Origin of the sequence: Marinobacter sp. MDS2 (assembly GCF_030718085.1) — a bacterium.
Lineage (GTDB): Bacteria > Pseudomonadota > Gammaproteobacteria > Pseudomonadales > Oleiphilaceae > Marinobacter.
The window spans coordinates 2086763-2099880 of record NZ_JAVAJF010000001.1 but is presented as its reverse complement, the minus strand read 5'-3'; the positions used below and the strand labels follow the sequence as shown (position 1 = coordinate 2099880).

At 55.4% G+C, this 13118-nt stretch carries 13 protein-coding genes; 4 read left to right on the top strand and 9 right to left on the bottom strand.

The window, feature by feature from the left end; all coding sequences use genetic code 11:
* The first annotated feature begins 15 nt into the window (after positions 1–15).
* From Q9245_RS09835 to Q9245_RS09820, 4 genes are all read left to right on the top strand, one after another.
* Positions 16–612 (top strand): TRAP transporter small permease, encoded by a 597-nt coding sequence (locus tag Q9245_RS09835; protein ID WP_305896967.1) that lies wholly within the window; start codon positions 16–18, stop codon positions 610–612.
* Between the two features lie 38 nt (positions 613–650).
* Positions 651–1937: a TRAP transporter large permease gene (locus Q9245_RS09830; RefSeq protein ID WP_305896966.1), complete on the top strand. Its 1287-nt coding sequence runs from the start codon at positions 651–653 to the stop codon at positions 1935–1937.
* 32 nt (positions 1938–1969) lie between these two features.
* Positions 1970–2413, top strand: coding sequence for a universal stress protein (locus tag Q9245_RS09825; RefSeq protein ID WP_305896965.1), 444 nt, complete (start codon positions 1970–1972; stop codon positions 2411–2413).
* Positions 2414–2561: 148 nt separating this feature from the next.
* The gene (locus tag Q9245_RS09820; RefSeq protein ID WP_305896964.1) at positions 2562–3974 is read left to right on the top strand and encodes a sodium:alanine symporter family protein; all 1413 of its coding nucleotides are present in this window, start codon (positions 2562–2564) and stop codon (positions 3972–3974) included.
* 61 nt (positions 3975–4035) lie between these two features.
* Here Q9245_RS09820 and Q9245_RS09815 read toward each other — a convergent pair whose 3' ends face one another.
* From Q9245_RS09815 to Q9245_RS09775, 9 genes are all read right to left on the bottom strand, one after another.
* Positions 4036–4890 (bottom strand): ABC transporter permease, encoded by an 855-nt coding sequence (locus tag Q9245_RS09815; RefSeq protein WP_305896963.1) that lies wholly within the window; start codon positions 4888–4890, stop codon positions 4036–4038.
* 4 nt (positions 4891–4894) lie between these two features.
* Positions 4895–5755, bottom strand: a complete 861-nt coding sequence (locus Q9245_RS09810) for an ABC transporter permease (RefSeq protein ID WP_305896962.1) — start codon at positions 5753–5755, stop codon at positions 4895–4897.
* The gene (locus Q9245_RS09805; protein ID WP_305896961.1) at positions 5752–6846 is read right to left on the bottom strand and encodes an ABC transporter ATP-binding protein; all 1095 of its coding nucleotides are present in this window, start codon (positions 6844–6846) and stop codon (positions 5752–5754) included. Before Q9245_RS09805 ends, Q9245_RS09810 begins: the two co-directional genes overlap by 4 nt.
* Before the next feature lie 5 nt (positions 6847–6851).
* Positions 6852–7928: an extracellular solute-binding protein gene (locus tag Q9245_RS09800; RefSeq protein WP_305896960.1), complete on the bottom strand. Its 1077-nt coding sequence runs from the start codon at positions 7926–7928 to the stop codon at positions 6852–6854.
* A gap of 151 nt (positions 7929–8079) precedes the next feature.
* Positions 8080–9120 carry an extracellular solute-binding protein gene (locus Q9245_RS09795; RefSeq protein WP_305896959.1) on the bottom strand — a complete coding sequence of 347 codons (1041 nt, stop codon included), beginning with the start codon at positions 9118–9120 and terminating at the stop codon, positions 8080–8082.
* Positions 9117–9887, bottom strand: a complete 771-nt coding sequence (potC, locus tag Q9245_RS09790; RefSeq protein WP_305896958.1) for a spermidine/putrescine ABC transporter permease PotC — start codon at positions 9885–9887, stop codon at positions 9117–9119. Before potC ends, Q9245_RS09795 begins: the two co-directional genes overlap by 4 nt.
* Complete coding sequence (potB, locus tag Q9245_RS09785; RefSeq protein WP_305896957.1) at positions 9884–10741, bottom strand: spermidine/putrescine ABC transporter permease PotB; 858 nt, start codon at positions 10739–10741, stop codon at positions 9884–9886. The genes potC and potB overlap by 4 nt, the downstream gene beginning before the upstream one ends.
* On the bottom strand, positions 10734–11855 hold the full coding sequence (gene potA / locus Q9245_RS09780; RefSeq protein ID WP_305896956.1) for a spermidine/putrescine ABC transporter ATP-binding protein PotA: 1122 nt from the start codon (positions 11853–11855) through the stop codon (positions 10734–10736). Before potA ends, potB begins: the two co-directional genes overlap by 8 nt.
* Positions 11856–11964: 109 nt before the next feature.
* Entirely contained in the window at positions 11965–13035 is a 1071-nt protein-coding gene (locus Q9245_RS09775) for a TRAP transporter substrate-binding protein (protein ID WP_305896955.1), read from the bottom strand.
* Positions 13036–13118 lie beyond the last annotated feature (83 nt).

Below are 13118 nucleotides of genomic sequence, written 5' to 3'. Positions count from 1 at the left end.
TGTGGAGCACCACCCATGTCTGAGCATCCTCAAGAGGCTGTTGAAGACGATACCGGCACCTACGAATCCGGTTTACCCGGCATACTTGGCACCATCGACGAATGGATAGCCAAAACCGAAGCAGTCATGCTGGCTGCTGGCGTTATCCTGATGGCCATCAACACCTGCATTAACGTTATTGGCCGTTTTGTTTTCGGAGAAGGCCTGTTTTTCTCCGGCGAGATCAACCGAATCCTCATTATTCTGATCACCTTTGCCGGCATCGGTTATGCCGCCCGGCACGGTCGCCATATTCGCATGTCTGCGGTCTACGATGCGTTCCCCGCCAGTGGCCGGAAAGTACTGATGATCATCATCGCGCTGTTCACCTCCGCTGTGATGTTTTTCCTGTGTTACTACTCCTACGGCTACATCGAAACTCTGTACAGCCGCGGTCGTATCCTACCTGCCCTGGGTTTGCCTATTTGGTGGATTTATATCTGGGCACCAATCGGTTTCGCAATTACCGGCATTCAGTACCTCCTCACCGCCATCAAAAACTTCACCAGCAAGGATGTTTACCTTTCAACAGGGGTGGTTGACGGTTATGCCGACACAGAATCGGAAGTTTAAACGCAGCATAAACCTGGAAGGTTGAGGACACGCATACTATGGCAACTATTATGATGCTCATCATGATCGGGCTGCTGCTTCTGGGCTTCCCGATGATGATTCCGCTGATCACCGCTGCGGTGGTTGGTTTTGTAATGATGTTTGACGGCTTCGGCCAGATGGGCACCTTCATCCAGCAGATGATGGGCGGCATCCGGCCGGCGTCGTTGATCGCAGTACCTATGTTCATTCTGGCCGCCGACATCATGACTCGCGGCCAGTCTGCCGACCGGCTGATTAACATGGTCATGTCGTTTATTGGCCACGTAAAAGGCGGGTTGGCGATCAGTACCGCCACCTCCTGCACCCTGTTCGGCGCGGTCTCCGGCTCCACTCAGGCAACCGTGGTTGCGGTGGGCTCCCCCCTTCGCCCCAAGATGCTGAAAGCCGGCTACTCCGACTCCTTCACTCTGGCCCTGATTGTTAACGCCAGTGACATCGCGTTTCTGATCCCGCCCAGCATCGGGATGATTATCTACGGGGTTATCTCGGAAACCTCCATTGCCGAACTGTTCATTGCCGGTATTGGCCCGGGTTTGCTGATTCTGTTGATGTTTTCGATGTACTGCCTGATTTACGCCTACAAGAACAATGTGCCCACGGAAGAAAAGGCCAGTTGGAAACAGCGCGCCTTGTCGGTACGGGATGCGTCCTGGCCGTTGATGTTCCCGGTCATCATTGTTGGTGGTATTTACGGCGGTATTTTCAGCCCAACCGAAGCGGCGGCCGTGTGTGTGCTTTACGCTTTCCTGCTGGAATTCGTGATCTTCCGCTCGCTCAAACTTAACGATGTCTACCGTATTGCCAAATCCACCGGTCTGATCACCGCGGTGGTCTTCATTCTGGTTGCAGTCGGAAACGGTTTTTCATGGATCATTTCCTTTGCTCAGATTCCGCAAGCCATCCTGGAATCCGTTGGCGTCAACGAGGCCGGCCCGGTAGGGGTTCTGATCGCCATTTGTGTCGCGTTTTTCATCGCCTGTATGTTTGTAGACCCGATCGTGGTGATTCTGGTGCTCACCCCGATTTTCGCGCCCGCGATCCAGTCTACCGGCCTTGATCCGGTGCTGGTGGGTGTTCTGATCACCTTGCAGGTGGCGATCGGCTCTGCCACGCCGCCCTTCGGTTGCGATATCTTCACCGCGATCGCGATTTTCAAACGGCCTTATCTTGAAGTTATCCGCGGCACCCCTCCGTTTATCTTCATGCTGGTGGCCGCCGCTGGCTTGATCATCGCCTTCCCGCAAATTGCGTTGTTCCTGAGGGATCTGGCTTACCCGCAGTAAGCCGGATACCCGGCCAATAACAGGAGACTGCTATGTTTAATCGAATTCTGGCGGCCGTGGATGGGTCCAAGACATCGCTTCGGGCCCTGGACAAGGCGATCGAACTGCAACGGCTGTTGCCAGAGGTTGAGATTTTCATCCTCTGTGTATACAAGCATCACAGCTTGTTCGAGGCGTCTCTATCCATCGGTCGGCCCGATGATATGGACATCCCGGATAAGGTGTTGTCAGACTACGCCAAAGAGGTGGTTAACCACGCGAAGGAGTTTGCGAAAGAGCACGGTGCCACGAAAGTTCGCGGCTTTGTAAAGGCGGGGCGGCCCTCCAAGGTGATTGTAAAATTTGCCAAAGACAAAGAAGCCGATCTCGTTGTGGTTGGCACCAAAGGCACGAACAGCGACAAAGACGGCATGTTTTTGGGCAGTGTTTCTCATCGGGTGGCCTCCCAGGCCAAATGCCCTGTGTTGGTTGTGTGACGATTTTCTCGCCGCTCTGAACACCCCCGGCAGCAGATTTTTTGCTGTCGGGGTATCACGGATATCCGCAAGCTGCGTGAAATTTCACCGTGCTAAACTGCCGCGCCTCTAGGTTAACTTTCATTCACAAATCACAAGGCGCTTGTCGATGACCGCAATTGTCGATTTTCTCAACTCTATTATTTGGGGCTACGTCCTCGTTTACGGTTTGCTTGCCGTAGGTATTTTCTTCACCGTTCGCCTCGGCTTTCTTCAGTTCCGTCATTTCGGAGAGATGGTACGAGCCATCCGCGGTTCCCGGGAAAGTGACGTTCACGGTATTTCCCCGTTCCAAGCTCTGTGCACCAGCCTCGCCTCACGCGTTGGCACCGGTAACCTTGCCGGTGTAGCGGTCGCTCTTTATCTGGGCGGCGCTGGGGCCATTTTCTGGATGTGGATGGTTGCTCTGGTGGGTATGGCCACCGGCTATGCGGAAAGCACACTGGCCCAGCTTTACAAAGTCCGTGACGGCAAGGGCCAATACCGCGGCGGCCCGGCGGTATACATCGCCAAAGGCCTGAAAGCACCATGGGCAGCAGCCATTTTCGCGGTTTGCCTGATTATTTCCTTCGGTTTGGTATTCAACGCAGTTCAAGCCAACTCCATTGCCGATGCCATGCAAGGTGCCTTCGGCGCCCCCAAGCTCGGCGTGGGTGTGGTGATTGCGGCCTGTGCAGGCGTGGTGATTTTTGGTGGCCTGCGCAAAATCGTTCGTTTTGCTGAATTCGTGGTGCCGTTTATGGCTGGCGCCTATGTGCTACTGGCACTGGGGGTTATGGCCATGAACATCACGGAAGTACCGGGCATTCTGGCGCTGATCGTAAAAAGTGCGTTTGGCCTTGAAGAAGCAGCCGGTGGTGCGGTTGGCTCCGTCACCGCGGCCATGCTGAACGGCATCAAGCGCGGCTTGTTCTCCAACGAAGCCGGCATGGGCTCGGCGCCCAACATCGCGGCCACAGCCACACCTGCACCGCACCATCCGTCGTCGCAAGGCTTGGTACAGGCATTCGGCGTGTTCGTTGATACCATCATTGTCTGCACCGCAACGGCAGTCATGATTCTGCTGGCAGGTGTTCTGGAGCCTGGCTCAGGCGTAACCGGCACTCAGCTGACCCAGCAGGCAATGGAAGTGCATCTTGGTGAATTCGGCAGCTACTTCATTGCCGTGGCCATTCTGTTCTTTGCCTTTACCTCCATCGTTGCCAACTACACCTACGCCGAAAACGCGCTGGTGTACCTGAAAGGCGGTAACACGCTGGGCCTGACCATTCTGCGTCTGGCCGCTTTGGGCATGGTGATTTGGGGTGGCTACGAAGCGGTCGTTACAGTTTTCAACGCAGCCGATGCCTCGATGGGGCTGATGGCAGTGATCAACCTGATCGCCATTGTGCTGTTGTCGGGTACCGTGATTAAACTGACCAAAGACTATCTGGCACAGCGCAAAGAAGGCCTGGTACCGCAGTTCAGATCCAAAGATTACCCAGAGCTGCACGAGAAGATCGACAGCAATATCTGGCACTGATCTGAAAAACCCCGCAGTTATCCGTTGAGAGCTGCGGGGTTTTCATTATATGCCGCAAGGATTAGTCTTCGCGGTTTTGCCGCAACGTCAGCATCGCTAACAAGCCCGATACCGCCATCAAGAACAATGCGACGGCGTTAAGCACGGGGGTAGATCCCTCTCGCAGCCGGTTAAACAGCGCGACGGTAAGCGGCGTGTCACTACCGGTCAGCATCACCGTGGTATTGAAGTTCTCGAACGACATCAGAAACGCCATGGCCGCAGCTCCGAATATCGAGGGTAGTAGCCAAGGTAGCGTCACGGTGAACCACGCCACCAATGGCGTTGCCCCAAGGTTCAGCGCAGCTTCTTCCAGTTGGGGATCAAATTTTCGCAGCCGTGCGCCAATCACCAATGTGGCCAAAGTCGTGATAAAGGTCACTTGCCCCATCACCACCAGCGTCATGCCCGGCCGAAAGATATCCAGTTCGATACCCCACAACCGGGACACTTCGTTCGCGGTACCGCTGTAGAACACCAGGATGGACACCCCGAGAATCACCCCGGGAATCACCAGCGGCAACAGCATCAGTAAATACAAAAATTCCTTGCCACGAAACTGCAAGCGCTCAAACAACACGGCATTCACGCAGCCCAACGCAACACTGCCCAGCGTGACCCAGAAAGCGATTTTGGTACTGACCCACAATGCATTCAGCAAGCCATCATCATGGAACAGGCCGGTTCGCCCTTCGCTGCCATCCGCCAGATACCAATCCAGCGTAAACCCTTGCCAAGGCAAGGAGGGAAACGAGGAATCGTTGAACGCAAAGGCAGCCGTTACGAGCAACGGCAACGCCAAATACACGAAAAAAGCCACCAGATAGGCCAGATACAATCCATTAAACACGCGGGAACGAGGTACCGAACGAATCATAAAGTCACCCCATCACCTTGCGCAGAGACTGGCCAGACAGCTTCAGCCCCAGCCATACCATCACCGATGACAACACCAGCAACAGAACGCCAAGGGCGGCTCCCTGCTCCCAATTAAAGCGGGTAATAAACTGGGTGAAGATCTGTTCGGTGAACCAGGCACTGTCTTTACCGCCCATCAAAACCGGAGTCAGATAGCTGCCAAGGGTTAACATGAACACCACGGTGCACCCTGAAACAATTCCGGGCATAGCCCAAGGCACCACAACCTCCCGTAGTACCGTGGCGTGGCCGCCGCCTAGATCATAGCCAGCTTCCACCAGATTCTCGTCCATACCGTCCAAGGTGGTCACCAGAGGCACCACCATAAACAGCAAACCGTTGTAGACCAGTCCGACAATCACCGCGACATCGTTATAGAGCATTTCCACCGGGCCATCGGCCCAACCTAGCGCTTGCAGCCACGAGCTGAACAAACCACTTTCACGCAGCAGAATCATCCAGCCGTAAGTACGTACTAACTCACTGGCCCAGAAGGGAATCAGGCAAGCCAGAAACAGTAGGCGTTTGCTACGGCCGCGAGCCATTTTGGCGATGTACCAAGCGATGGGGAAAGCCACCAGCAGCGTTAGAAACGTGGTGAACAGCGACATTACACCGGTGCGAACGAAGGTTCGCCAATAATAGGATTCCGTGAAGAAATTCTGGTACTGCTCCAGCCCCCACGCCAGCGTATCCCAGCTTTCGCGCACCTGAAACGACACGCGAAGCATCTGTATGTGCGGCACCAACACCAACAACACAATCCACAACAGGAAGGGGGTTAACAGCAACCAGAGTGAGAGGCGACTCGCTGACGATTTCATGACCGATCTGCCCCGAACACCCGGGCCAATTCTGGATTCCAGGCCAGTTTGATCGAACTGCCTGAGGTCAAGGCCGGCGCGGAACCGTCCTGGGGCAAGCGGGCGTATATCGGGCTACTGCCGTTTACAGCTTCGACCCGACTGTTCGCGCCGTCGAACAAGGTTGTTTGCACGCTGGCTTGCATCACCGAATAATCGTTATTCGGTTCAGATCCGGCAAACACCAAAGACTCGGGGCGCACGTACAGCTCCGCCCGTGAACCTGGCTGCAACTTGCTCGAGGCCAGGCGGCCACGCACAATTTCACCACTATCCAGCCGGATGTTCGCCAGATTGTCAGCCATTGAGACGACTTCTCCCGCCAGCCGATTGTTATCGCCCACAAACCCAGCAACGAACGGGGTTGCCGGTTCCCGATAGAGCTCTTCCGGCGGCGCGACCTGATCAAAGCGGCCCTCTCTCATCACTGCCACCTGATCGGACATTACCATGGCTTCCGACTGATCGTGGGTGATGTACACAAAGGTTGTGCCAAACTGTTTCTGCAGATGCTTGAGCTCCAGCTTCATTTGCTCGCGCAGCTTAAGATCGAGCGCGCCTAGCGGCTCATCCAGCAATAGCAGGGTAGGCTTCAGTACCAAACATCGAGCCAGCGCGACCCGCTGGCGCTGGCCACCGGACAACTCCATCGGATTGCGGTTTTCCAGCCCGGGCAGCCCAACCTGCTCCAGCACCTCAGCCGTGAGCTTCCGGCGTTCGGCCGCGGCCACCTTGCGCCGCTTCAAACCGTAGCCGATGTTGTCGCCCACCGACATGGTGGGAAACAACGCCAAATGCTGAAACACCATATTCACCGGCCGGCGATTGGGCGGTACATCGTTCATCCGCTCCCCACGGATATAGATATCACCCTCGTTCGGCTTATCGAAGCCCGCCAGCAGGCGCAACAGCGTCGTCTTGCCACAACCGGACGGCCCTAGAATGGAGAAGAACGTGCCCGCCGGCACGTCCAGTGAAATGTCATTGACCGCGGCATGGGCGCCGAAGCGCCGCACCAGCCCGTCGCAGGAAAGATCGGATTGTGTTGCCATACTGATCAGTTCGCCGCTTGCACACGGTCCAGCACCTGCCCTTCGGTGGCTTCCAGCCCTGGCGGCACCGGTGGGTACCATTTGATGTTGGTGATGGCCTGCTCATCAAAACTGGCTCGATAAGCATCGCGCAGATCTGCCTTCACAAATTCGTCTGCGCCCTTAGAGGCCGTGAAGTTGCCCGAAGCGTTGGTAATCTTCGCGGCAATGTCCGGCTGCATCACGAAGTTGATCCACTTGTAGGCCGCCTCTTCATTTTCGCTGCGACGTGGAATCGCAAAGGTATCTATCCAGCCCAAAGCACCAGACTCCGGCGCAACGAATTGAATCTCCGGGTTCTCGGCATTCAGTTTCCAGCCCCCGGCATCCCAGGCCATAGCGGCAATGACTTCCTCCGTGCGCAGCAACGACAACAACTGATCACCGCCGGTCCAGTAGGTCTTCACGTTGGCTTTGCAATCGATCAGTTTGTCTTCCACTTTTGCCATAATCGACGCGTATTCGTCACGGTCGTTGTAGGCCGCAAACGGGTCCATCCCCATAGCAAAGGCGAAGCCCATCAGGGTTGGGCGCTTGAGCCGGTAGCTCACCTTGCCCGCCACAGCGGGATCACACAGGTCGGTGTAATCCTTGACGGTATCGGCCACAGAGCTGTGCACAATCAAACCGCTGGTGCCCCACACGGCCGGCACACCGTAGGACTTGCCATTCAACGCGGTGGCTTCCTGAGTGGCCTTGATCATGGACGGCTGCAGTTGGTCGGTATTGATCCGGCTGTAATCGATGGGTTTGTAGACATTGAACTGACGCTGAACGCCCACGATCCGGTCTTGGCTTGGCTGAGCCAGATCAAAACCGGCCCCGCCGGTGGCTCGTAGCTTGGAAATCATGTCTTCGTTGTTCGACAAGGTAATCTTTACATCGATGCCGGTTTCTTCTTCAAACTGCGCCACAACCTCGTCTGGAGCGTAGCCACCCCAAGTGATCAGCCGAAGCTCTTCCGCTAACAACGAGCTGGATGCCGATGCGGCCAACAGCGAGGTACACAGCAGTGCCGCGTTCCGTGTTTTGTGTGCGTTCATGATCATCCCTTCCTCTAATTTTAGTAGCGAGACACGTCGCTAACTTCTTGTTATCAGGAAGTTATAGACCATATATTGCGGTTATGTGAAAGCTGCCCAAGAAAAAGGGAGGCCGAGGCCTCCCTTTTTCAATCCGGTACGCTAAATCGCCTTAAAGACCAGACTTCAGCTTTTCCCAGTACTTCGCATAAACCTGCAACGCTTCGTCGCCGATATCGGTCTGGAACTCGGCGTTGATCATGTCTTCAGCGGTCGGATAGCTGGCGCGATCGTTGGCAACCGACTCATCCAGCAAATCACGGGCCGCCAGATTCGGGGTGGCATAACCGATGTCTTCACTGATCAGCGCGGAGATTTCCGGCGTCAGCACAAAGCTGATGAACTTGTGCGCCGCTTCCGGATTCTTGGCGTTCTTGGGAATCACGAAACTGTCCAACCAGGCGATGATGCCCTCGGCCGGATACACGTATTCCAGGCTTGGCAAGGCGTCACGCCCCATGACGGCTTCGCCGTTCCAGATCATCCCGATGTCGGTTTCGCCTTCCAGAAACGGCATGCGCGGGGCGTCGGAGTTGAAGGTACGAACCGACGGCATCAGCTCGGTCAGCTTCTCGTAGGCTTCCTCGATCTGTTCAGGGTCTGTGCTGTTGCCGGGATAGCCCAGCACTCGCAAGGCAACATGGAACACTTCACGCATGTCGTTGGTCAGCACAATGCGGCCTTCGAAGCGCTCATCCCACAGATCCGCCCAGGCGGTCACTTCGCCTTCAACGTCTGCGGTGTCTACGCCAAGGCCGGTGGTGCCCCACAAAAACGGTACGCTGTATTCGTTTTCCGGATCGATATCCAGATTGACCAATTCCGGAGACAGATTATCGAACCCTTCGATCTTGCTACGATCGATAGGCATCAAAAGGTCTTCCTGGCGCATTTTGCTGACGTAGTAAGTCGATGGCACCGCCAAGTCATAGGCGGCGCTGTCGTCGAGGAGTTTCAGGCGCGCGTACATGGCTTCATTGCTGTCATAGGTGGTGTACACCACCTGAATGCCGGTTTCCTCGGTGAAACGATCCAGCACTTCCTGCGGCATGTATTCCGACCAGTTGTACAGATTCAACACTTGGGTTTCTTCAGAACTGCTGCAGCCGGTCAAACCAACCGCCAGCATCGTGGCCAGTGCCAGTTTCTTCATCGTTTACTCCTTAACAGGATCCATTGGGATAACATCAGCATCACCAGTGAAAACACCAGCAACAAGGTACCGAGGGCATTTACTTCCGGTTTCAGGCCCACTCGCACCATAGAGTAGATGCGCAACGGCAAAATTTCATAACTCGGGCCACTGACAAAGGTGCTCACCACCACATCGTCCAGCGATAAGGTAAAGCCGAGCAGCCAGCCCGCCAGCAGCGCCGGCATGATCACCGGAATCAGCACCGTGCGAGTCATGGTAAAGTCACTGGCGCCTAAGTCCCGAGCTGCCTCGGGCAGGCGCTCGTCGAAACCACTCAAACGCGCCATCACGGTAATGACCACAAACGGCAGACAAAAGGTAACGTGGGCCAGCAGCAAGGACACGTAACCCAACTGCAGCCCCACCATCAGGAACAACCCCAACAGCGAGATCGCCAGCACGATTTCCGGCGACATCATCACGATAAACAACATGCCGTTCAGCACCTGCTTGCCCCGAAACCGATAGCGGTGCAAGGCCAGTGCAGTAAGCGCGCCGATCAAGGTCGAAACCGTCGCCGCCGACAGCGCCAGCCACAGGGAATTCCACATGGCTTGAACCATGGCCCGGTTGTTGAACAACGCTTCATACCAGCGAAAGCTGAGGCCTCCCCATTCGTAGCCGGTGCGGGAATCGTTGAACGAAAACACCACCAGCACGGCGATGGGTACATACAGCAGCACATAGATCAGGGTCAGGTAAGTCCGGGGCAGCCAGCGGCTCATACACCGTCCTCCCCGATTCGCCGTTTACTTAACCGGTGGGCAAACATTAAAAATGCCATGGCTAAGGTCAACATAATGCTAGCCGCGGCACCAAAGGGCCAGTTTCGGGCATCCAGAAACTGGTTTTTGATCACGTTGCCCACCAGCAAGTTGCGCGAGCCACCCAACACGTCTGGCACGAAGAACAAGCCCATAGCCGGCAGCAACACCAACATGACGCCGGCCAAAACGCCCGGCAGAGTCAAAGGTACAATGACATGGATGAACGTCGACCAACGGCCCGCACCCAAGTCGTGAGAAGCCCGCAGGAAGTCTTCGCGCAGATCCTCAAACACCGTGTATAACGGCAAAATCATGAACGGCAACAACAAGTACACCAAGCCAATGATGACTGCGCCCTCGGTGTACAACATCTGCATGGGCTCATCGATAATACCCATCACCATCAGACCGTTATTCAGCAATCCGTTGGTCGCCAGAATCAACTTCAGGGCGTAGGTACGCACCAAAGAGTTGGTCCAGAACGGAACAATCAATAGAAATATCAGCAGTAACCGATGCTTGCGGGCCACCTTGGACAACGACCAGGCGAACGGGTAGCCAATCAGCAAACAGATCAATGTGGTCATGGCCGCCATGTACAGGGAGTGCAAAAACACATCCAGATACAGCGGGTTCAACAATTGGCGGTAAGCGTCCAGGTTGATCGGGAAGGCAATAAAATTACCCGGATCCCGAGTCATTACGCTGGCCCCAACCACCAACAAATTGGGGGTGAACACCAGGAACAGCAACCAACCCCATACCAGCACCAGCACGGCGGTTCTGAATGGTTGCTGCAATGTGTTAGCCATCAACGGTGTCTTCCTCGGTGACAAGCGCCGGTTCCTCTGGCAGCAACCACTCCCAGCCGTCCACCCAGCTGACCCGGACCGGCTCGCCCAAACGGTAGTCGAACGTCGGGTCGTCTTCGTCGAAGAATTCCGATGCCAGCACCTCGGTGCCGTCGGCCAGATGGATCACTGAATCCAGTGTGCTGCCTTTGTAGTTACGTTCCACAACCTTGCCTGCCACACCATCCTGATCGTCGGGTGCCAGCACGCGAATATCTTCCGGGCGCAGCAGTACATGCAAGGGCTGGTCTTCGGTCACGGCAAAATCCGGCTTCCGGAATCGTCGTTTCAATCCGAACACATCCACAATCACGGTGCCGTCTTCGTTGAGGGCATCCACCCGGCCCGGGAAGAAGTTGGTTTCACCCACAAAACGCGCCGTAAACAGATTTGCCGGGCGTTCGTAAACTTCACGCGGGGTGCCCAACTGCTGAATCAGACCGTCTTTCAGCACCACAATGCGGTCAGACATCGACAAGGCTTCTTCCTGATCGTGGGTCACGAATACGAACGTAATGCCCAGCTCGCGTTGCAAACGTTTCAGCTCCACCTGCATGGTGCGGCGCAGCTTGTAATCCAGCGCGGACAAAGGTTCGTCCAACAACAACATTTTCGGACGCTTGACCACCGCTCGGGCAATCGCAACCCGCTGCTGCTGGCCACCGGAAAGCTGGTGCGGTTTGCGCTTGGCAAACTCCTCCAGCTGCACCATGGCCAAGGCTTCTTCTACCCGTTGCTGGATTTCCGGCTTCGGACGTTTTTCCATTTTCAGGCCGTACGCCACATTGTCGAACACCGACATGTGTGGAAACAGCGCGTAATTCTGGAACACGGTATTCAGAGGACGGGCTTCTGGAGGGGTATGGGTCAGGTCCTGACCACCGAGCGTGATGGTGCCTTCATCCGGGTGCTCAAACCCGGCCATCATGCGCAGAAGCGTGGTTTTGCCACAGCCGGAAGGGCCAAGCAAGGTAATGAACTCACCATCAAAGATCTCAAGATCCAGCGAATCCAAGACCTTGCGGTCATCAAATTGCTTGGAAAGCTTACTCAAAGAAAGCAGTGTCTGTTTCATCGGCCGCCGCCTAAAAGTTAGCGGCGTATTTTTCCAGAAACCCCGGCCAACAAAAAGGGGCGTCAGGGTATTCCACAACCCCGCGCCCCTTGCGCCTTTCAGGACGGTTTTACTGGTCAGCTACGCTGTTCAAATACGCCTTGTCCGAAATGTTTGTCCAGGGACGAACCTGCTTCAGGTATTCGCGCTGGGACGTAATGATTTCGTTTGCCAGTTCGTCTTTTGCTGCAAACTCGTTCAACAAACGGTTGGTGGTCTCGCGAAGCGCCTCGATCACCTCCGGCGGAAACACCTTATGGGTCACGTTCGGGTATTCTTCTTTCATGCTAGCCCACGCAGCACCACTTTCATGGGTGCTTTGAATATACATGTCGTAGGCCGCGGTACGCATGGCCACTCGCAATACTTCCTGCAGGTCTTCCGGCAGTTTGTTCCAGGTTTTCTTATTGATCAGGAACTGAACTTCGGCATTCGGCTCCTGCCAGCCGGAGTAGTAGTAGTCGGCAATCTGGTGGAAGCCCATTCTCAGGTCCAGTGCCGGGCCAACCCATTCCACCGCATCAATGGTGCCGCGCTCAAGGGAGGTATACAGCTCTCCCGGAGGCAAGTTGGTAACCGCGACACCCAGCTCGGACATCACCTCGCCGGCAAACCCGGGCGTCCGGATTTTCAGACCTTTCAGGTCGTCCAGTGAGTTGATTTCTTTCCGAAACCAGCCGCCCATCTGGTTACTGGTGTTGCCGCCCGGGAAGGACAGCAAGCCGAACGGCTCGTACACCTTCTGCATCAGTTCCATACCGTCGTCATGGTAAAACCAGGCGTACATTTCCGGCGCAATCATGCCGAACGGTGTGGTGGTGAAATACATGGCGTTCGGAATGGTGCCTTTGTAGTAATACGAGGCGGTATGCCCCATATCGTACTGGCCGTTACGCACCATATCGAAGATACCAAAAGGCGCTTTGTGCTTGTTCGAAGAATCGATGCGAAACTTCAGTCGGCCATTGGACATTTTCTCGGCCATGGCGGCCATATTACGAGGCGTATCGCCAAGCAAGCCGGAGTTTGGCCCCCAGGTTTCCGCCAGACGAATGGTGTAAGTTTTATCGGCTGCCGCAAAAGGGCTGGCGAGAACAGCAACCGCAGCGAGGGCTGCCAGAAAGGTATTGCGCATAAACATAGTCAAGGGTTCCGTTATTATCGCTTTGGGTCACATGCAGTAACCTGTTATTAAACCACAATAAACGGACAGTCTCGCCCTTT

Excerpts from the sequence above, each read along its gene's own strand:
- Q9245_RS09835 (WP_305896967.1), top strand. The coding sequence starts at position 16 with ATGTCTGAGCATCCTCAAGAGGCTGTTGAAGACGATACCGGCACCTAC.
- Q9245_RS09830 (WP_305896966.1), top strand. The coding sequence starts at position 651 with ATGGCAACTATTATGATGCTCATCATGATCGGGCTGCTGCTTCTGGGC.
- Q9245_RS09825 (WP_305896965.1), top strand. The coding sequence starts at position 1,970 with ATGTTTAATCGAATTCTGGCGGCCGTGGATGGGTCCAAGACATCGCTT.
- Q9245_RS09820 (WP_305896964.1), top strand. The coding sequence starts at position 2,562 with ATGACCGCAATTGTCGATTTTCTCAACTCTATTATTTGGGGCTACGTC.
- Q9245_RS09815 (WP_305896963.1), bottom strand. The coding sequence starts at position 4,890 with ATGATTCGTTCGGTACCTCGTTCCCGCGTGTTTAATGGATTGTATCTG.
- Q9245_RS09810 (WP_305896962.1), bottom strand. The coding sequence starts at position 5,755 with ATGAAATCGTCAGCGAGTCGCCTCTCACTCTGGTTGCTGTTAACCCCC.
- Q9245_RS09805 (WP_305896961.1), bottom strand. The coding sequence starts at position 6,846 with ATGGCAACACAATCCGATCTTTCCTGCGACGGGCTGGTGCGGCGCTTC.
- Q9245_RS09800 (WP_305896960.1), bottom strand. The coding sequence starts at position 7,928 with ATGAACGCACACAAAACACGGAACGCGGCACTGCTGTGTACCTCGCTG.
- Q9245_RS09795 (WP_305896959.1), bottom strand. The coding sequence starts at position 9,120 with ATGAAGAAACTGGCACTGGCCACGATGCTGGCGGTTGGTTTGACCGGC.
- potC (WP_305896958.1), bottom strand. The coding sequence starts at position 9,887 with ATGAGCCGCTGGCTGCCCCGGACTTACCTGACCCTGATCTATGTGCTG.
- potB (WP_305896957.1), bottom strand. The coding sequence starts at position 10,741 with ATGGCTAACACATTGCAGCAACCATTCAGAACCGCCGTGCTGGTGCTG.
- potA (WP_305896956.1), bottom strand. The coding sequence starts at position 11,855 with ATGAAACAGACACTGCTTTCTTTGAGTAAGCTTTCCAAGCAATTTGAT.
- Q9245_RS09775 (WP_305896955.1), bottom strand. The coding sequence starts at position 13,035 with ATGTTTATGCGCAATACCTTTCTGGCAGCCCTCGCTGCGGTTGCTGTT.